Annotated in this window: 19 protein-coding genes and 2 riboswitches; of the genes, 7 read left to right on the forward strand and 12 right to left on the reverse strand. The window is 64.7% G+C overall.

Features of this window, described 5'->3' with window-relative positions; translation table 11 throughout:
• Positions 1 to 3: 3 nt before the first annotated feature.
• From G5C33_RS04635 to G5C33_RS04670, 8 genes are all read right to left on the reverse strand, one after another.
• Positions 4 to 576: a hypothetical protein gene (locus G5C33_RS04635; RefSeq protein WP_165326143.1), complete on the reverse strand. Its 573-nt coding sequence runs from the start codon at positions 574 to 576 to the stop codon at positions 4 to 6.
• A 75-nt stretch (positions 577 to 651) separates the two neighbouring features.
• A complete protein-coding gene (locus G5C33_RS04640) occupies positions 652 to 1,647 on the reverse strand; it encodes a type II secretion system F family protein (RefSeq protein WP_206518633.1) in 996 nt (331 codons plus the stop codon).
• 13 nt (positions 1,648 to 1,660) lie between these two features.
• Complete coding sequence (locus G5C33_RS04645) at positions 1,661 to 2,641, reverse strand: type II secretion system F family protein (RefSeq protein ID WP_165326144.1); 981 nt, start codon at positions 2,639 to 2,641, stop codon at positions 1,661 to 1,663.
• Between the two features lie 52 nt (positions 2,642 to 2,693).
• Positions 2,694 to 3,977, reverse strand: coding sequence for a P-loop NTPase family protein (locus G5C33_RS04650; RefSeq protein WP_165326145.1), 1,284 nt, complete (start codon positions 3,975 to 3,977; stop codon positions 2,694 to 2,696).
• A 1-nt stretch (position 3,978) separates the two neighbouring features.
• On the reverse strand, positions 3,979 to 4,614 hold the full coding sequence (locus tag G5C33_RS04655) for a CpaD family pilus assembly protein (RefSeq protein ID WP_165326146.1): 636 nt from the start codon (positions 4,612 to 4,614) through the stop codon (positions 3,979 to 3,981).
• A gap of 20 nt (positions 4,615 to 4,634) precedes the next feature.
• Positions 4,635 to 6,188 (reverse strand): type II and III secretion system protein family protein, encoded by a 1,554-nt coding sequence (locus G5C33_RS04660; RefSeq protein ID WP_407698063.1) that lies wholly within the window; start codon positions 6,186 to 6,188, stop codon positions 4,635 to 4,637.
• A 1-nt stretch (position 6,189) separates the two neighbouring features.
• Positions 6,190 to 7,245: a Flp pilus assembly protein CpaB gene (gene cpaB, locus G5C33_RS04665; protein ID WP_165326147.1), complete on the reverse strand. Its 1,056-nt coding sequence runs from the start codon at positions 7,243 to 7,245 to the stop codon at positions 6,190 to 6,192.
• 56 nt (positions 7,246 to 7,301) lie between these two features.
• A complete protein-coding gene (locus G5C33_RS04670; protein ID WP_165326148.1) occupies positions 7,302 to 7,772 on the reverse strand; it encodes an A24 family peptidase in 471 nt (156 codons plus the stop codon).
• 51 nt (positions 7,773 to 7,823) lie between these two features.
• Here G5C33_RS04670 and G5C33_RS04675 point away from each other — a divergent pair, with 51 nt between their 5' ends.
• The 3 genes from G5C33_RS04675 (at position 7,824) to G5C33_RS04685 (ending at position 10,101) form a co-directional block, all read left to right on the forward strand.
• On the forward strand, positions 7,824 to 8,771 hold the full coding sequence (locus G5C33_RS04675) for an alpha/beta fold hydrolase (RefSeq protein WP_165326149.1): 948 nt from the start codon (positions 7,824 to 7,826) through the stop codon (positions 8,769 to 8,771).
• The gene (locus G5C33_RS04680) at positions 8,768 to 9,856 is read left to right on the forward strand and encodes an NAD(P)/FAD-dependent oxidoreductase (RefSeq protein WP_165326150.1); all 1,089 of its coding nucleotides are present in this window, start codon (positions 8,768 to 8,770) and stop codon (positions 9,854 to 9,856) included. The genes G5C33_RS04675 and G5C33_RS04680 overlap by 4 nt, the downstream gene beginning before the upstream one ends.
• Before the next feature lie 68 nt (positions 9,857 to 9,924).
• Positions 9,925 to 10,101, forward strand: a complete 177-nt coding sequence (locus G5C33_RS04685) for a YegP family protein (RefSeq protein ID WP_165326151.1) — start codon at positions 9,925 to 9,927, stop codon at positions 10,099 to 10,101.
• Between the two features lie 64 nt (positions 10,102 to 10,165).
• On the opposite strand, the gene G5C33_RS04690 is transcribed toward G5C33_RS04685, so the two are convergent.
• The 4 genes from G5C33_RS04690 to ispH are packed head-to-tail and all read right to left on the reverse strand — an operon-like array spanning position 10,166 to position 13,001.
• Positions 10,166 to 10,579, reverse strand: coding sequence for an MAPEG family protein (locus G5C33_RS04690; protein WP_165326152.1), 414 nt, complete (start codon positions 10,577 to 10,579; stop codon positions 10,166 to 10,168).
• A 55-nt stretch (positions 10,580 to 10,634) separates the two neighbouring features.
• Positions 10,635 to 11,078 (reverse strand): ribonuclease HI, encoded by a 444-nt coding sequence (gene rnhA / locus G5C33_RS04695; protein ID WP_165326153.1) that lies wholly within the window; start codon positions 11,076 to 11,078, stop codon positions 10,635 to 10,637.
• Positions 11,075 to 12,043 (reverse strand): homoserine kinase, encoded by a 969-nt coding sequence (gene thrB, locus G5C33_RS04700; protein ID WP_165326154.1) that lies wholly within the window; start codon positions 12,041 to 12,043, stop codon positions 11,075 to 11,077. The genes rnhA and thrB overlap by 4 nt, the downstream gene beginning before the upstream one ends.
• Before the next feature lie 4 nt (positions 12,044 to 12,047).
• The gene (ispH, locus tag G5C33_RS04705; protein ID WP_165326155.1) at positions 12,048 to 13,001 is read right to left on the reverse strand and encodes a 4-hydroxy-3-methylbut-2-enyl diphosphate reductase; all 954 of its coding nucleotides are present in this window, start codon (positions 12,999 to 13,001) and stop codon (positions 12,048 to 12,050) included.
• 116 nt (positions 13,002 to 13,117) lie between these two features.
• Between ispH and G5C33_RS04710 the strand changes: the two genes are divergently transcribed.
• From G5C33_RS04710 to gcvPA, 4 genes are all read left to right on the forward strand, one after another.
• The gene (locus G5C33_RS04710) at positions 13,118 to 13,756 is read left to right on the forward strand and encodes a hypothetical protein (RefSeq protein ID WP_206518634.1); all 639 of its coding nucleotides are present in this window, start codon (positions 13,118 to 13,120) and stop codon (positions 13,754 to 13,756) included.
• Positions 13,757 to 13,859: 103 nt separating this feature from the next.
• A riboswitch (glycine riboswitch) is annotated at positions 13,860 to 13,956 on the forward strand.
• A 1-nt stretch (position 13,957) separates the two neighbouring features.
• A riboswitch (glycine riboswitch) is annotated at positions 13,958 to 14,057 on the forward strand.
• A gap of 62 nt (positions 14,058 to 14,119) precedes the next feature.
• On the forward strand, positions 14,120 to 15,280 hold the full coding sequence (gene gcvT, locus G5C33_RS04715) for a glycine cleavage system aminomethyltransferase GcvT (RefSeq protein ID WP_165326156.1): 1,161 nt from the start codon (positions 14,120 to 14,122) through the stop codon (positions 15,278 to 15,280).
• A gap of 4 nt (positions 15,281 to 15,284) precedes the next feature.
• Positions 15,285 to 15,656 carry a glycine cleavage system protein GcvH gene (gene gcvH / locus G5C33_RS04720; RefSeq protein ID WP_165326157.1) on the forward strand — a complete coding sequence of 124 codons (372 nt, stop codon included), beginning with the start codon at positions 15,285 to 15,287 and terminating at the stop codon, positions 15,654 to 15,656.
• Between the two features lie 132 nt (positions 15,657 to 15,788).
• Complete coding sequence (gene gcvPA / locus G5C33_RS04725) at positions 15,789 to 17,147, forward strand: aminomethyl-transferring glycine dehydrogenase subunit GcvPA (RefSeq protein ID WP_165326158.1); 1,359 nt, start codon at positions 15,789 to 15,791, stop codon at positions 17,145 to 17,147.
• Positions 17,148 to 17,261: the final 114 nt, after the last annotated feature.

The raw sequence follows: 17,261 nt of genomic DNA on the forward strand, positions 1-17,261 counted from the left end.
GATTCAGGCCGTTTCCTTCTCGGTGAACCGGCTGCCATGTTCCTGTTCATGGCCGGTGCGCAGCAGCGCCGCCTGCTCGCGCCATTCCTGGTTGCCGATCGTGCCGCTTTCCAGATCGAGCCGCTGTTCGAGCGCGGCCTCGTCCTCCGCGGTCATCTTCTCGATTTCGCGATAGGTCTTGATACCGAGTTCGTTGAGACGCTTTTCGCGCGCCTCATCGATGCCGGAGATACGCGAAAGATTGTCGCGCCCCCAGCCGAACCAGCCACGCCATCCGCTCCCCGAGCTTTCCTCGTCCTTCGTCACCGGGGCGGGATCGGAGGCGGCCGGTTTGGTATCCGATGCCTTTTGCAGCCTGGCATTTTCCGCCTCCAGCTGCTGCACGCGCTGGTTCGCCTCGCGCAGATCGGTTTCGGCGTGATGGCGATAGGCGGCGTTCTCGACATCGAGTTCCTGATAGCGTTCCTTCCACTTGCGGCCGCCCGGAGCGACTGCGAGTCCGAAGAACATGCCAGCGATCAATGTGAGACCGAGTGCGACGAATTCAGTGATCGTCTGAAACGGCAATCCCTGCATGAGCGACCTCCCCTGTCGTGAACAGGAGAGTAACCCGAGCGGCGCCGATGTGCCACAGCCAAGATTCGTCCGGCGTCAGCTTGTAAGCAGCGCGTCGTTGATCGAGCAGGCGGCCGGGCCGAGAATGACGATGAACAGCACCGGCAGGATGAACAGGATCAGCGGCACCGTCATGATCGCGGGCAGTCGCGCGGCCTTTTCCTCGGCGCGCATCATCCGCTCATTGCGGAATTCGGCCGAAAGAACGCGCAGCGCCGACGCCAGCGGTGTGCCGTATTTTTCGGTCTGAATCATCGTCGTGACGACGCCGCGAATCGCATCGAGGTCGACGCGCATCGCCAGATTCTCGAACGCCTGACGCCGTTCGGTAAGGAAGCCGAGCTCGATCGCGGTCAGCGAAAATTCCTCGCCCAGTTCGGGATAGGCCTTGCCCAGTTCGCGCGCGACGCGGGCGAATGCCGCGTCGACGGTGAGTCCCGCTTCGGCACAGATCACGAGCAGGTCGAGTCCGTCGGGAAGCCCCTTGCGGATTGCCGCCGAGCGCTTGTCGATCTTGTTCTTCAGATAGAGGTCGGGGGCCTTGTAGCTGAGCAGGAAGGCGACGGCGACGACGCCGTATTTCTTGAGCGCGCTCCAGTCCGCGATCATGTCGGTTCCGTAGACCAGGAACACCGCCGTGCCGCCGATCACGATCGGCAGCACCAGCCGGCCGAAGATCACCGCGACGGCCCATTCCTTTCGCCGGATGCCGGCCTGCGCCATCTTGATCTGCGCGGCCTTTACCTGTTCTTCCTGCAGCACTTTCAGCGACGTGAGCAGGTTGCGCATCCGGTCGCTGGCATCGCTGCGCTGGACCAGCTTGGCGCGGCGTTTCGATGTCGACGCGGTGATGCCCGCCTTGAGCTGCTCGCGCCGTTCGTTGAGCGCCTTGACGCGCTTGGTCATCGGGTCGCGCGCGGTCAACGCCGTATAGATCGCGAAGAGTACTGCGCCCGCTGCCACGGCCGCCAGCATCGTTGCGACCCAGAAGACGTCGATACCCATGATCGAGGGGCCGGCGGTGCTTTCCATTACGTCCGCCTCCTCAGATCTCGAAATTGACCATCTTGGCCATGATGAAGGCGCCGATGCCCATCCACACCAGCCCGCCGATACCGGTGATCATCAGCCGCTGATCGATGAAGAAGTTCATCATATAGCCCTGGTTGATCATCCAGATCATGCCGAAGACGATGAAGGGAAGGGCGCCGACGATATAGGCCGAAGCCTTGGATTCGGACGATAGCGCCTTGATCTTGAGCTTCATCTGCGAACGCTTGCGCAGCACCTCGGCCAGGTTGGACAGCGTTTCGGCGAGATTGCCGCCGGTTTCGCGCTGAATGGCGATGGTGATCGTGAAGAACTGAAATTCCGGCGTGCCGAGCCGCTCGGCAGTTTCCTGAAGCGCGGCGTCGAGCGAGCGCCCGATTTTCATCTTGTCCGAAACCGCGCGGAATTCCTCGCCGACAGGGCCGTCGATCTCCTGCGCGACGACCGTCATCGTCTCGGTGATCGGCAGCCCCGAACGCAGGCCGCGCACGAGCAGTTCGATCGCGTCGGGGAACTTGATCGTGAATTTCTTGACGCGGCGTCCGATGAAGAAGCCTACCACGAAGTGCGGCAGTCCCACTCCGATGAACACCGCCACCAGAAGCGCGAGCAGCGCCGGCGCGCCCTGGAAAAAGGCGGCGGCGAAGGTGACGACGAACAGCCCCAGTGTCGCCATGCCGTACTGACCCACCGTCCAGCCCATGCCGGTCGCGGCGAGCCGTTTGCCCAGCAGCGCGGGATTGGGAAGAAAACGCGCAGCGGCGGCGTCCATGCGCGTCGCGCGATTGGCAGTGATGCGGCGCATCTGCGCTTCCATCGCCGCGGCCATCGAGTTGGTCGCCGCGTAACGCTGGCGTACCGCGCCCAGGCGACGCGCGCCGGCCTGTTTGGGTGACGGGCCCGAAAAGGCGAAGACGAGCAGCGCGAGGACGCCAAAGGCACCCGCGGCGATCATCATATAGGGCAGCATGTCCATGCTGGCTTTCGCCTCCGCTTCATACCCGGCACGCCGTACGCGGCGCGCCCAATCACTTCTTCTTCGGTGCCGGCTTGGTCTTTTTCTGCGGCATCAGCTTCGCAAGCAGCGAGCTGCCCTTGCCACTCTCGGCCCCGGTCTCGCCCGCACCGTCATCCGCCTCGGCGCAGAGGGCGACGCGATCGGCAAGATCGTTGAGCGGCGCCAGCGCCTTGGCGTTCCTGCCTGCCTCGGCAAGCGGCTTGCCCAGCTTGGCGGCCTGCGAGGCCAGCTTGGGTTCGAACGGCACGAAATAGTCGATCCGGCGTTCGATGGAGCCTTCGAAATCCTTGCGGCTGATTTCGAGCTGTGCCGCCGGCTGAACGCGGTTGGCGACCAGGATGAGCTGGGTCTGCGGCGCGTTGGACTTGAACCAGGAAAGAATGCGGATCATGTCACGCGCCGCCGCGAGCGTGAATTCGGTGACCAGCACCGCGACCTGGATATCGGCGATCAGATGCGGATGCAGCACCAGCATCGAACGCGGCAGATCGACCACCGTGCATTCGAACGCCGAGCGTATTTCTTCCTGCAGCTGGAAATAGGCCGCGCCGTCGGTGACGACGGGGGAATGAATGGGGGCTTCGGCAGAGAGCACGGCGAGCCGTTCGGATGCCTTCACCATTGCGCGTTCGATGAACAGCCCGTCGATGCGGCTGGGATTTTCGATCGCATCGGTCAGGCCGCGTCCGGGCTCGAGATCGAGCGCGAGTGCGCCGGTGCCGAAATGCACGTCGAGATCGAGCAGCGCGGTGGTATGGAGCTTGCGCTCGCTGAGCAGCCAGGCGAGCGACGTCGCGATCGTCGATGCACCCGATCCGCCGCGCGTGCCGATCACGGCGATGCCGCAGTGGAACTGGCTGGCGTCGCCTTCGCTTGCCTTGGGTGCGCTCAGCGCCACCTGCGCCTGGACGAAGGATTCGCGCAGCGTGTCGGGATTGAGCGGCTTGAGCAGATAATCCTGGATGCCCGAGGCGATGAGATCGCGATACAGGCGGACGTCATTGACCTGCCCGGTGGCGATGACGATCGTTCCCGGCTCGCAGACTTCCGCAAGCGCATTGATGTCGTTCAGCGGGTCTCCCGATTCGCTCAGATCGACGAAAAGGATGTTGGGGCTCGCCGAAACCGACAGCGTCTGCACTGCGTTGCGCAGGCCGCCCTTGTTCACCTTTTCCGGCTCCCAGCCGAGCTCGACCGCGAGCGGGCGGAGCATTTCGGCGGTCGATTCGTCGCAGACAAAGGCAATGAACGGATCGCGGTTTCCGCTGCGTCCGGGGTTGAAGGGTGCGTTCACCTTACTGGCTCCCTCCGCCGGCCGAACCGCCCTGCAGCCCGCCCGCGCCGGTCGGTTCCTTGTCACGATAGGTCTGGATCGCACGAGTCGAAAGTACCGGATCGCTGACCTGCGAACCGGGCTGACCGCGCACCAGGTCGCCCGGATTGGCGACCATCGCGGCGAGATTGGAATTCACCGCGCAGCCGAAATTGGAGCTGGTGCTGGCGCTGAAATCGGGCTGATATTCGCGGCTGTGATCGGGACATCCCGGCACGCTGGCGGTCATGCGCGTCACCACGACGCGCACGGTTCCGGGCGCGATCGCTCCGGTGGTGACGGGGGCCTGATCGCTGATCAGCAGGCCGTATCGGGCAGCCTGTTCGGCGATATCGCGGCGCGCGCCGGGATACATGTCGCCATCGTCGATCGCGATCACGTCGCCATAGCCGACGCGCAGGGACGCCATCCATCCGGCGAGCCGTTCGGCTTCGCCCGTCGCCAGCCCCGGCCCGGCGGTCGCCAGATCGAAGGCATAGTCGCTGCGGGTCACCACCGGCTGGTGAATCGAGTCGACACCCCCGTTATACGTGCCTCCGCAGGCGCTCAGCAGCAGCGCCGGAGCGAGAAGGGCGGGCAGCGCTAGGCGCATGGTCATGTTCGTCTCCTTCGGGCACATCAATTGAGGCTGAATCCAGGGGCGGCATCGCCGGAACCACGCCGGTCGTCATTCTGGCGCGCCTCCGGTTCGGGTGATGCCGCCGGTTGATTGGGAACGGGTTGCGCCGATCCGATCGCGGGCGCGGCGCCCTGCTGCGGCGGCGCCATCATCGGTCGCGGTCGCGGCTCGCCTTCGGCCGAGCCGCTCAGCTGGCCGCCGAACACGCGTTGGAAATCATTGGGCGCGCGATAGCCATCGGTCGGCAGGCGAATGTCGCTGCCGTTGACCGGTTTCACCAGATACGGCGTGATGACGACCACCAGCTCGGTTTCGCTGCGCTGAAAGTCATTCGAACGGAACAGCGCGCCGAGGACCGGAAGGTCGCCGATGCCCGGGGCCTTGTCGATCGAATTCTGATGGGTGTTGGACAGCAGCCCGGCAATCATGAAGCTTTCGCCCGAGCCCAGCTCGACAGTTGTTTCAACGCGCCGGGTGGTGATTGCGGGAATGGTCGTTCCCTGGAATTGTACTGCACCAGCCGAGGAAAGTTGCGAAACCTCGGGGCGAACGCGCAGCGAGATACGACCGTCCGACAACACCGTCGGCGTGAAGGACAGGCTGACGCCATATTGCTTGTATTCCACCGAAACGGCGCCCAGCCCCTGCGCGATCGGGATCGGGATTTCGCCGCCCGCGAGGAAATTGGCGGTTTCGCCGGAAAGCGATGTGAGGTTCGGATTGGCGAGCGTCGTCACCTGGCCGATCGTTTCGCCCAGATCGAGCGAGCCGAGCAGATCGAGGCCAAGCACGCGCCCGGCGCCATAGAGCGCGGTGCCGGTCGCCGGATTGGTGACAACCGTCGTGCCGGTCGTCCCGTCCGTGCCGACTCCCACCGGTCCGCCGGGCGAATACTGTTCGTAGAAGTCGCGACCCTGGCCGACGCCGAATTTGAAGCCGCTGCTCGAATCGACCGAGGCGAGGTTGACGCCGATATTCTTGACGAAGCTGCGGCTGACTTCGGCGAAGCGCACCTGCAGATTGACCTGCAGCGGCACTGCCGTGCGCAGGCGGCTGATGATCTTGACCTCGTCGCCGACAAAGGCCTGTACCAGTCGTTCGGCCTCGGCGACATCGTCGGGGCTTTTCACCGTTCCGGTGAGCAGGATCAGGCCGTTCATCGGCGTTGCGGTGATGCTGGCCTCGGGCATTGCCAGCGACAGCATCGAAGCGATCGAATCGATGTTGTTGCCGACGCGAACCGTCGCGGAATATACGACGCGACCGTTGTTGCCGGTGGCGTAGACCGTGGTTTCGCCCTGGCTCTTGCCGAAGACATAGAGTTGGCGCGACGAGCTGATATGGACGTCGGCGATGCTCTGATCGGCTACGAAGACCTCAGCCATCGGCGCATCGACGTTGATCAGCCGACCGCTGCCGGTCGCCACTTCCATGCTGGTCGTGGGCGCGGGCACGGACTGGGCGGCTGCCGGCGCGATTGCGATGCCGGCACTGGCGCCGGTCGCGAGCATCGCGGCGAATGCGAGCCGAGTCGGGGCGGTGAAGTGGGACATCTCAGTTATTTCCCCCCGTGGCGGCACCGGACTGACCGACCGGTACGACGGTAAGATTGTTGCCGCGCGCGACGCGGACGACCGGGCCTGTCGGCACCGGCATCGCGGCTGGCGGCGTGTTCGCGGTATCGGGCCGGAAACCCGGCGGCGGGCTGAACTGGCGGGTTTCCTCGCCCTTGCCCGGAACGGTCGAGCGCTGGAAACGCGAGATATCGGCACCGGTCGAATAGGTGGAACGGCCGCTGATCGGCGCGGCTTCGCGGCGGGCCAGCATTGCCCTTTCGGCGTCGGCGTCTTCGGGCACATCGATTTCGCCGCTGGCGATCGCTTCCTCAAGCTCCTGCGAATTGTCCGCGATCGAGCGCAGCGAAAGCGAAATCTGGCCGATCGTCTGCGCCACCGAAATCTGCTCGGCGATTCGCGGAGTCACTTCCAGCGTCACCGTGGAATAGGGATTGACGACGGTGTTGCCTTCTTCGTCCTTCTGCTGGTCGGTGCGCTGGTCGGTGGCGAGCACGCGCAGGTTGCGCAGTACCGTTTCCGAAGCCTTGAGCGGCGGACCATCGCCGCCGCCGGCGACTTCCTGCGTCAGGATGAGATCGACCCGGTCGCCCGGAAACACAAAACCCGCGACCGAGGACTGGGCGGAAACCGGCACCGTCACGGCACGCATGCCCGGACCGAGTGCGGCGGCAAGGAAGCCGCGATCGCCCGGCTTCACCAGCGCGCCCTGCGCGACCGGCTGGCCGGCGGGGATGGCGATTCGCACCACCGTGCCCTGCAACTGCGCGGGGTCGGTGTCTTCCTGGAGATAATAGGCGCCTTCGATCAGCTCTTCGGGCCAGGCGACGAATTTCATCGCACTGGCGTCGAGGATCGTGCCGACGGGCAATTCGCGAGTCGCGACCAGCACTTCCTTCGAAGGCTGGCCGGGCTGCACGGCTACCGCATTGGCGCTCGGGGCGGACGAGCCCACCATCAGGTTTCGCGCCATGAACGCCGTGATCAGCGCCACGACCAGCGCTCCCACCAGCAGAATTATCTTCCTACCATCCATGACGCACGAGGCCCTTTTTCATTGCAGTCGGCCGGGGTTGATCCGGGATTAAGCATTCACACGAACTGGTTAAGAATCGGTTCGCGAAGTACGATCAGCGTCGCGAGGGCGATCGCGATTCCATATGGAATCTCCAATGCTTCCCTGGTCCGGCGGAAATATCGCTCGACGACCAGCAACAGGGTTAGCGCCCCGCCGAGCAGCGACATCAGGATCAGCATCCAGATCAGCGGCTGGATTGGCAGCCAAAGCGCGAGCGCGCCGATCAGCTTGACGTCGCCGCCACCCATCTGGCCGAGCGCAAAGGCGCCGACGAACAGCGCGAACACCAGCGCCGCAACTCCGATCTGGATCGCGATGTCGGGCCAGAGCGAAAGCCCCGCGCCCCACCACCAAAGCGGCGCCATCAGCGCGATGGCGGCATTTTTCCAGTTGGCGATTTCACGACGGCGCGCGTCTTCGATGCCGGCCGAGACCAGCAACAGCGCAAGCGCTATGAGCAGAATGGCACAAACATATGCCCCCATAGCGCCAAATCCCTAGACGGATCGGCTTTCCAAAACGTAACCAAGCCAGCGATGACCGCTTCCGAATCCATTCGCCGCACGATTCCCCGCGGCGCGCAAGTCACCAGCTGGTCGGCCGCGGACGGCTGGCCGCTGCGTTCCTTTGCCTGGCCGGTGGAGGATGCCCGTCCGCGCGGCAGCATCCTGTTCCTCACCGGGCGGGGCGACCTGTTCGAGAAATATCTCGAGCTGTTCCACCACTGGCACGGTCAGGGCTGGACGATCACGTCGTTCGATTGGCGCGGGCAGGGCGGATCGGGGCGCTGCTCCGATCATCCCACCTGCGGGCATATCGACAGTTTCGATCGCTTCGGCGAGGATCTGGAGGCATTCGCCGCCGACTGGGTGGCGGCGACGCCCGGCCCGCATGTCGTCATGGGGCATTCGATGGGCGGTCAGATATTGTTGCGCGTGCTGGTCGACGGCCGTGTGCGCCCCGATGCGGCGGTGCTGATCGCGCCGATGCTGGGCATTCGCACGATGTTCGGAAGCTGGCTGGCCGAGAAGATGGCCCGGCTGGTCGGCGGGATCGGCAATTCAGCACGTCCGGCCTGGCGCGGCAAGGATACGCCGCGCGCCACGGAGACGCGGCAGGAGCTGCTGACGCACGACCGCGACCGCTATTCCGACGAGCTGTTCTGGCAGCAATCCGATCCGGCGCTGCTTTCGGGCCCGCCGAGCTGGCAATGGGTGATGGAGGCGTTTCGCGTGACTCGGGAATTGCGGCAAGACCCCGGTCTCAAGACGATGGACGTACCCGTGCTGACGCTGATTTCGCAGGTCGACAAGCTGGTCAATCCGCGCGACGTGATCGCGACCACTGCGAGACTTCCCGATGCGCGCCTCGTCCGTTTCGGCAAGGAAAGCGCGCATGAAATCCTGCGCGAGGTGGATCGGGTGCGCAATCGCGCGATCGGCGAGATCGAGCTGTTTCTTGCGGCGAGGGCGCAGCGCCGTTGAGCCATTTCGACGTCGCCATTGTGGGAGCGGGCATTGCCGGTGCGGGTCTGGCCGCCGAGATCGGTGCGCGTGCCAGCGTGCTGATGCTCGAGGCGGAAGACCGGCCGGGCTATCACGCCACCGGGCGTTCGGCCGCTTTCTGGTCGGAAACCTATGGCGGGCCGCTGGTGCAACCGCTCACTACCGCTTCCGGCCCGGAACTGCGCGCGGGCGGCTATCTCGATCCGCTGGGCTCGCTCCATATCGGTCGCGTCGAAGATGCGGCTGCGCGCGACGCGTTTCTTGCCGAATTCGATGGCAGCGGAGTCGCGCTGGTTCCGGTGGATCCGCATGCGCGCGTCGCCGGGCTGCGGGCGGAATGGACGCTTGGCGTCTTCGAGCCGAGCTGCGCCTATATCGATGTCGGCGCACTGCACGGCGATTATCTGAAGAAAGCGGCGCGCGGCGGCGTGACGCTGGTGCTCGACGCGGCGCTTGGTTCGCTTACGCGCGAAGGAACGCGCTGGCTGCTGGAAACCCGAGCGGGGCGGTTTACTGCCGATATCGTCGTGAACGCCGCCGGGGCATGGGCCGACGAGGTAGCACGAATGGCCGGAGCGCGACCGATCGGGATTACGGCCTATCGGCGGACGATGGTACAGCTGCGGACCGAGCCTCCGACCGCGCCCGGCATGCCGCATGTCACGCGTTTTGACGGCGCCATGTATTTCAAGCCCGAGGCGGGCGGCAAACTTTGGCTCAGCCCGCATGACGAATCGCGAGTGCCGCCCGGCGATGTCGCTCCCGAGGAAATCGATGTCGCGACGGCAATCGACCGGCTGGAGCACACCGTGGACTGGCGTGTCGTCGCGCTCGAACGCAAATGGGCGGGGCTGCGCAGCTTCGCGCCCGATCGTTTGCCGGTGTTCGGGTTCGATCCTGTTCGGGAGGGCTTTTTCTGGTGTGCGGGGCAGGGTGGGTTTGGCATTCAGACGGCGCCCGCCGCGGCCAAGCTGGCGGCAGCATCGCTGCTGGGCGGTGCGCTGGACGAGAGCGTGTCGTCGATCGATCCGGCAATCTATTCTGCGGCTCGCTTCGCCGCATAGCGCGGCTTCTGGGTTGGCCTCTCCGGTTCGGCCGCTATGGTTGCGCTCTCGCAACGATGGAGGCCCGTATGGCGCACAAGTTTGAAATCTATAAGGACAAGGCGGGCGAGTATCGCGTCCGTTTCAAGTATAATTCGGAAATCATGTTCTCGACCGAAGGCTATTCGAGCAAGTCGAGCGCGCAGAACGCCATCGATTCGATCAAAAAGAATGGCCCGGACGCGCCGATCGAAGACAATAGCTGATCTCTTTCGGTGACGAAGAACGGGGCCCGTTTTGCGACGGCCCCGTTTCGCTACGCTGGATATTTCACCAGAGCGCCTGAATGGCGGGCGCGATCAGCGGCTCGATCATCATCGCGATACCCGCCACACTGGCCAGGAAGGCGAGCGTGCGCAGCACCGGGATGCCGAGCGCATAGAGCGGCAGATAGACGATGCGTGCGGTCAGCCAGAGCAGCGCGCCGAGTTGCGTCGTTTCGGTCTGCGTCCGCGCCACCGCCAGGATCAGTGCCAGCGCGATCACGATCGGGAACGTCTCGAAGAAGTTATTCTGCGCGCGGATCAGCCGTCCGGTGAGCGGCGAGGGCGGCGGTGTTTCCGCGTCGCGCGCGCCGACATTCCATTTGGTGCCATATTGCGCCGTCTTCGCGCTCACCGCCGCGAAGATATGCACGAATGCGAGCACGCATCCCCACACCACTACCGCCAGTTCGACCGTCATCGGCTATCCCCCCTGTTTCGCGGAACAATAGCGCAGCCGGGCGGGCAGGGAAATGTTACCGAGCGGCGATCGCCGCGTCGCTGGCCAGCTTGTCGGCGCGCTCGTTATCGGGGTGGCCGGCATGGCCCTTCACCCAGATCCATTCGATCTGGTGCGGTTTGGCCGCTGCCAGCAGCTCCTGCCAGAGATCGGCATTCTTGACCGGCTTCTTCGCGGCGGTTTTCCAGCCGTTTTTCTGCCAGCCGTGAATCCATTTGGTGAGGCCGTCCATCACATATTTGCTGTCGGTCGACAGCGTGACGCGGCATGGGCGCTTCAATGCCTTCAGACCCTCGATCGCCGCCATCAGCTCCATGCGGTTGTTGGTTGTGTGGCGCTCGCTTCCCGACAGCTCCTTTTCGGTCGTCCCCATGCGCAGCACCACGCCCCAGCCGCCCTTGCCCGGATTGCCCTTGCACGCGCCGTCAGTGGCGATTTCGACATGCTTCATTGCGGTCATGCCAGCGTCGGCAACAGCGTGGCGAGATCGGGGTCATAGACCTTGACGCGCCGCCAGAAGGCCAGCGGATCCTTGCGTGTCACCAGTGCGTCGGCCGGCGTGTTGAGCCAGTCCCAGGCGCGCGACAGGGTGAAGCGTAGACACGCGCCGACCGCGAGATCGTGAAAGGCCGAGTGTTCGACTTCGCTCAACGGAAAGCTCTGCGAATAGCCTTCGATCAACGCATTGCCGACTGCTTCATCATAGTGTTCGCCGGTCGTATCGAACGACCAGGCCGCGTGCGCCACCGCGAGGTCGTAGAGCCGGATGTCGGTGCAGGCGAAATAGAAATCGATCACCCCGGTTATCGCGTCGCCCAGCATCAGCACATTGTCGGGAAAGAGATCGGCATGAATCGCACAGCGCGCCAGCCCCTGACGGTCCCAGGTCTCCGCGAGGTCGCCCAGCGCGAAATCAAGGTCGCGATACAGGCCCGGCGCGATACCATCGAGGCTTTCCCCGCAACGTTCGAGCAGCGGTTTCCAGCTTTCGAATCCCATTGAGTTGGGCCGGTCCAGCGGAAAATCGGCAACCGCCTGATGCATCGCTCCCAGCGCTTCCCCCGCAGCGCGCGCCTGCGCCACGTTGGGATGCGAGAGCGACACGCCAGGTAGGAATTTGATAAGGCAGGCGGGTCGCCCTTCCAGTTCATGGATTTCGCGGCCCTCGCGATCCTTGATCGCTGGCGGCACTGGCAGCCCCTTGGCGGCGAGATGATCGAGCAGCGCCATGAAATAGGGCAGGTCGTCGGCCGCCACGCGCTTTTCATAGAGCGTCAGGATGAAGCGGTCCTGCGTGGTCTCGACCAGGTAATTGCTGTTTTCGACGCCCTCGGCGATGCCCTTGGCGGAGACGAGTTCGCCGACATCGAAGCGCGTCAGAAATTCCGCCAGCGCTTCGGCCGACACATGCGTATAGACTGCCATAGGATCAGGCGGCTTCGAGGCCGCGCGGCAGCTTGAAGGCGATCATTTCCTCAGCCGTCGTCACTTCGCGCTCGGTTATGTCGAAATGTCGCTTCAGATGATCGACGACTTCGCGCACCAGAATCTCGGGTGCCGAGGCGCCCGCGGTGATGCCGATACTGCCGACACCCGCCAGCCAGCCGTGATCGATGTCCTGACCGCGCTGGATCAGATGGGCGTCGGTGCCCTGGCGCTCGGCGACTTCGACGAGGCGCAGCGAATTGGAGGAATTGGGCGCGCCGATCACCAGCATCAGATCGACCGAGGAAGCGATCGCCTTCACTGCTTCCTGCCGGTTCGAGGTAGCGTAGCAAATGTCGTCGGCCTTGGGCGCGACGATCGTGGGGAAGCGGCGATGGAGCACCGCGAGCGTGGCGGCGGTATCGTCAACCGACAGCGTCGTCTGCGTCAGAAACGCCAGATTGTCGGGGTCGGCCGGAGACAGCGCTTCGGCGTCCGCGACGGTTTCGAGCAGCGTCATCGAACCCTCGGGCACCTGGCCGAAAGTTCCGATCACCTCGGGATGGCCCTTGTGTCCGATGAACAGGATGTGGCGGCCTGCCGCCACCAGCCGTTCGGCCTGTCGATGCACTTTCGACACCAGCGGGCATGTTGCGTCGAGATAGGAAAGCCCGCGCTCGGCGGCCTTGGCGGGTACGGCCTTGGGCACGCCATGCGCAGAAAACACGACGGGGACGTCATCGGGCACCTGATCGAGTTCCTCGACGAAAATGGCGCCTTTTTCTCTCAGTGCGTCGACAACATATTTGTTGTGCACGATTTCGTGCCGGACATAGACCGGGGGGCCGTATTTCTCGATCGCCAGTTCGACGATGCGGATGGCACGGTCGACTCCGGCGCAGAAGCCGCGCGGTGCGGCGATCAGCAATTCGAGGCAGGGTTTGGTCGCATCGGTCATCGCCGTCCGCCTGTACGCGATTGCTTGCGCGGCGCAAAGGCGGTTCCTATGGTGCGCGCCGTTTCCAGGGTCGCTCGCGTGGCGGCCCTCTCCATGTTGGAAAGGTGAACCGCCCCGTGTCGCTTCGCAAATTTGCCGCGCCGTTGATCGTCCTTGCCCTTGCTGCGGGATGCAGCCGTGAAGGGACGATCGCCCAGGGCGGCATCCATGCGGTTCGTTCCGCCTGTCCGGTCGTCGCGATCCCGGCCGGGACCGGGGACATCACGCTGTTCGATCCCGCCGACAGCCGGGATGCGAGCGCGATCGACGTGACTGCGACGATGACCAACGTCACGTCGACCTGCAACGAGACCGGCGAACAGATCGTCACCGACGTCGCGTTCGAGGTGTTTGCGCGTCGTCGCGATGCGGGCGCGGCGCGGAGCGTGACGCTGCCCTATTTCATCACCGTGGTGCGCGGCGGCGAATCGGTGATCGCCAAGCGCGTCGGGCAGGTCACGCTCGATTTCGCGGCGGGGGCCGATCGCGCGAGCACCAGCGGCACGGCTTCCACTTCGGTATCGCGCGCGGCCGCCACATTGCCAGAAGCGGTTCGCGACCGTCTTACCGAGCGCCGTCGCGCGGGTGAGGAAGGCGCAGCGATCGATCCGCTTTCGGACCCGGCGATCCGCCAGGCGCTGCTCGCCGCGACGTTCGAGGCGATGGTCGGCTTCCAGCTCACCGAAGACCAGCTGCGCTACAACGCGACACGCTGAGCCGGGTGGTCAAGGCGACGGATTTCACGGGGAGTTTCGTTCCCCGATTGACTTGCGTCGAGCAGCCGTCCACTCTTTAGGAGTCGATGGCGAAATATCGTCATAGGTGCATGCGGGAGAGTGTGACGGCGTAAAGGCCGGCACCGCCGAAGGAGCAACCGCCCCGGAATCTCTCAGGCAAACGGGACCGCGTGCGCACGACACTCTGGAAAGCGCCTCGCCGCATGGCGGGGCCACCGAAGGGGTAAGTCCGGTATGGCGCTGCCGTCCGGGAGAAGCTCTCAGGTTCCGTGACAGAGGGGGCGATGGAACATGCCGGGCAAGGCCGGTTCCGTCCCCTGTTGACTGCACGGAGACCGGCTGATGAGCGAATTGGTCCAGGACAATAGCGAAGAGACGGGGCCGCAGCAGCTGCCGCTCGATAGCTGGCACCGCGAACGCGGCGGCCGGATGGTGCCGTTCGCGGGCTATGAAATGCCTGTCCAGTATGAAGGCATCATGGCCGAACATCTCTGGACGCGCGAACATGCCGGGCTGTTCGACGTCAGCCATATGGGCCAGCTGCTCTTTTCGGGCGAAGGCGTCGACGTTGCGCTCGAAAGCCTGTTGCCGGGCGAGCTTCAGAAGCTCGGCGAGGGCCGCATGCGCTATTCGCTGCTGCTTGCCGAAAATGGCGGCATTCACGACGATCTGATGGTCACGCGCCTGCCCGCGAACAATGCATTCGAGGAAGATGCCGGCGCTTTCTACATGGTCGTCAACGGCGCGACCAAATGGGACGATCTGGGCGTGCTGCGCGAGAATCTGTCCGACGATATCCGCATAGCGCATCTCGACGAACAGGCGCTGCTCGCGCTGCAGGGCCCCGAAGCCGTAACGGCGCTCGAGCGACTGGTGCCGGGCGTTGCCGACCTCGTCTTCATGACCGCCGGCGCGTTCGACTGGCAGGGCAATCCTTTGTGGGTCAGCCGCTCGGGCTATACCGGCGAGGACGGGTTCGAGATTTCGCTTCCCGCCGATTGCGCGGTCGCTTTCGCCGACGCGCTGCTTGAACAGGCCGAGGTCAAGCCGATCGGCCTGGGCGCGCGCGATTCGCTGCGGCTCGAGGCTGGGCTGCCGCTCTACGGGCATGACATCGACCTCGAAACCACGCCGATCGCTGCCGATCTGGGCTTTGCGCTGTCGAAGCGGCGGCGCGAGGAAGGCGGTTTCCCCGGCGCCGAGCGCATCCTGATGGAGCGCGAACAGGGCAGTGTCTCCAAGCGCGTCGGCCTGACCATTGAGGGACGCCAGCCGGTGCGCGAAGGCGCGATGGTGGTCGATGCCGATGGCAGCGAAGTCGGCAAGGTCACCTCGGGCGGTTTCGCGCCGAGCGTCGGCGCGCCGATCGGCATGGCCTATGTGCCGACCGCGCTGGCCGCGCCCGGCACTGAAATCACGCTTGCCCAACGCGGCAAGATCCATCGGGCAACGGTCACGCCGATGCCCTTCATTCCCCACCGCTATGTCCGCAAGAAAGGCTGATGCGATGAGCCGTTACTTCACCGAAGACCATGAATGGATCGAAGTCGAAAACCAGACGGCGACGGTCGGCATCACCGATTATGCGCAGGAACAGCTCGGCGACATCGTGTTCGTCGAAGTGCCCGAGGCGGGGCGCGAATTCGCGCGCGGCGATGAAGCCGCGGTGGTCGAAAGCGTCAAGGCGGCGAGCGACGTCTATGCGCCGGTCAGCGGTGTCGTCACCGAGGCCAATGAAGCGCTGGGTGACGATCCCGCGCTGGTGAACTCCGATCCCGAAGGCGAAGGCTGGTTCTTCAAGCTGAGCCTGACGCATCCCGATCAGCTCGAAGGGCTGATGGACGAGACGAAGTACAAGGATTTCGTCAGCAAGCTGTGACTTGTCTTCTCCCTCCCGCTTGCGGGAGGGGGCCAGGGGGTGGGCGCGCGCTCGCTTCCTGCCTGATTGCCCGTTGATCGCGGGTGCCCACCCCCGGCCCCTCCCGCTTGCGCGAGGGGAGAAGGAAGATGAATGCGCTACCTGCCCCTTACCGATGCCGATCGCGGCGAGATGCTCGCACGCGTCGGCGCTGCGACGATCGACGACCTGTTCGTCGACGTGCCCGAACATGCCCGGTTCGACGGTCCGATTCCGAACCTGCCACTCCACGCCAGCGAAATGGCGGTCGAACGGCATATGGGCAGGTTGTCGCGGCAGAATCTGAGCGCGGGCGACGCGCCCTTCTTTCTCGGCTGTGGCGCCTATCGCCATCATGTCCCGGCGAGCGTCGATCACATCATCCAGCGTGGCGAGTTCCTGACCGCCTACACGCCCTATCAGCCCGAAATCGCGCAGGGCACGCTGCAGATGATGTTCGAGTTCCAGACACAGGTCGCGCGGTTGCTCGGCTGCGATCTGGCGAACGCGTCGATGTATGACGGCTCGACTGCCTGCTGGGAAGCGATCACGATGGCGCGCCGCGTGACCAGGCGCGCAAAGGCGATCCTCTCCTCGGGGTTGCACCCGCACTATGTGTCGGTCGCCAACACGATGGCGAAATTCACCGGCGATGTGCTCGAAACCGGTCTGCCGGAGCTGACGGCGGAGCCCGATACGGCAAGCCTGATCGACCGTATCGACGACGATACGTCGTGCGTGGTCGTCCAGTATCCCGACATTCTCGGCCGTGTGAGCGACCTTTCCGAACTCGCTGCCGCCTGCCACGCCAAAAAGGCGTTGCTCGTCGCGGTCGTCACCGAGCCGGTGGCGCTGGGCGCGCTCAAGGCCCCGGGCGAAATGGGCGCGGATATCGTCGTGGGCGAGGGGCAGGCGCTTGGCGTCGGGCTGCAGTTCGGCGGCCCCTATTGCGGACTTTTCGCCTGTTCGGAAAAGCTTGTCCGGCAAATGCCGGGGCGTCTGACCGGCGAGACGGTGGATGCCGAGGGCAAGCGCGGCTTCGTGCTGACGCTGTCGACGCGCGAACAGCATATCCGCCGCGAAAAGGCGACGTCGAACATCTGCACCAGCTCGGTGCTGTGCGCGCTCGCCATGTCGGTGCACATGACCCTGCTCGGCGAGAAGGGGCTGCGGCAGCTCGCGGCGCGCAATCATGCGCGCGCCTGCCAGACCGCCGACCGGCTGGCGAAGGTGCCCGGCGTCGAGGTGGTCAACGACAGCTTCTTCAACGAATTCACGGTAAAGCTTTCGAAGGAAGCCCGGCCGGTGGTGCGTGACCTCGCCGACAAGGGCGTGCTGGCGGGCGTGTCGCTCGGCCGGCTCTGGCCTGACGCGGAGGCGCTGGCCAACGGGCTGGTGATCGCCGTCACCGAAACCGTAACCGACGAGGATATCGAGGCGCTGACAAGCGGGCTCGAGGAGGCGTTGGCGTGATCCGGTTTTCCCTCCGTTCGGTTCGAGTAGCCGTCGAGCCTGTCGAGACGGCGTATCGAGAACCCCGTCTCGACACGGGTTCTCGACAAGCTCGAACCCTGCTCGACACCAACG

The sequence above is a fragment of the Sphingosinithalassobacter tenebrarum genome (genome assembly GCF_011057975.1).
Lineage (GTDB): Bacteria > Pseudomonadota > Alphaproteobacteria > Sphingomonadales > Sphingomonadaceae > Sphingomonas > Sphingomonas tenebrarum.

Excerpts from the sequence above, each read along its gene's own strand:
- G5C33_RS04635 (WP_165326143.1), bottom strand. The coding sequence starts at position 576 with ATGCAGGGATTGCCGTTTCAGACGATCACTGAATTCGTCGCACTCGGT.
- G5C33_RS04640 (WP_206518633.1), bottom strand. The coding sequence starts at position 1,647 with ATGGAAAGCACCGCCGGCCCCTCGATCATGGGTATCGACGTCTTCTGG.
- G5C33_RS04645 (WP_165326144.1), bottom strand. The coding sequence starts at position 2,641 with ATGGACATGCTGCCCTATATGATGATCGCCGCGGGTGCCTTTGGCGTC.
- G5C33_RS04655 (WP_165326146.1), bottom strand. The coding sequence starts at position 4,614 with ATGACCATGCGCCTAGCGCTGCCCGCCCTTCTCGCTCCGGCGCTGCTG.
- G5C33_RS04660 (WP_407698063.1), bottom strand. The coding sequence starts at position 6,188 with ATGTCCCACTTCACCGCCCCGACTCGGCTCGCATTCGCCGCGATGCTC.
- cpaB (WP_165326147.1), bottom strand. The coding sequence starts at position 7,245 with ATGGATGGTAGGAAGATAATTCTGCTGGTGGGAGCGCTGGTCGTGGCG.
- G5C33_RS04670 (WP_165326148.1), bottom strand. The coding sequence starts at position 7,772 with ATGGGGGCATATGTTTGTGCCATTCTGCTCATAGCGCTTGCGCTGTTG.
- G5C33_RS04675 (WP_165326149.1), top strand. The coding sequence starts at position 7,824 with ATGACCGCTTCCGAATCCATTCGCCGCACGATTCCCCGCGGCGCGCAA.
- G5C33_RS04685 (WP_165326151.1), top strand. The coding sequence starts at position 9,925 with ATGGCGCACAAGTTTGAAATCTATAAGGACAAGGCGGGCGAGTATCGC.
- G5C33_RS04690 (WP_165326152.1), bottom strand. The coding sequence starts at position 10,579 with ATGACGGTCGAACTGGCGGTAGTGGTGTGGGGATGCGTGCTCGCATTC.
- rnhA (WP_165326153.1), bottom strand. The coding sequence starts at position 11,078 with ATGACCGCAATGAAGCATGTCGAAATCGCCACTGACGGCGCGTGCAAG.
- thrB (WP_165326154.1), bottom strand. The coding sequence starts at position 12,043 with ATGGCAGTCTATACGCATGTGTCGGCCGAAGCGCTGGCGGAATTTCTG.
- ispH (WP_165326155.1), bottom strand. The coding sequence starts at position 13,001 with ATGACCGATGCGACCAAACCCTGCCTCGAATTGCTGATCGCCGCACCG.
- gcvT (WP_165326156.1), top strand. The coding sequence starts at position 14,120 with ATGAGCGAATTGGTCCAGGACAATAGCGAAGAGACGGGGCCGCAGCAG.
- gcvH (WP_165326157.1), top strand. The coding sequence starts at position 15,285 with ATGAGCCGTTACTTCACCGAAGACCATGAATGGATCGAAGTCGAAAAC.
- gcvPA (WP_165326158.1), top strand. The coding sequence starts at position 15,789 with ATGCGCTACCTGCCCCTTACCGATGCCGATCGCGGCGAGATGCTCGCA.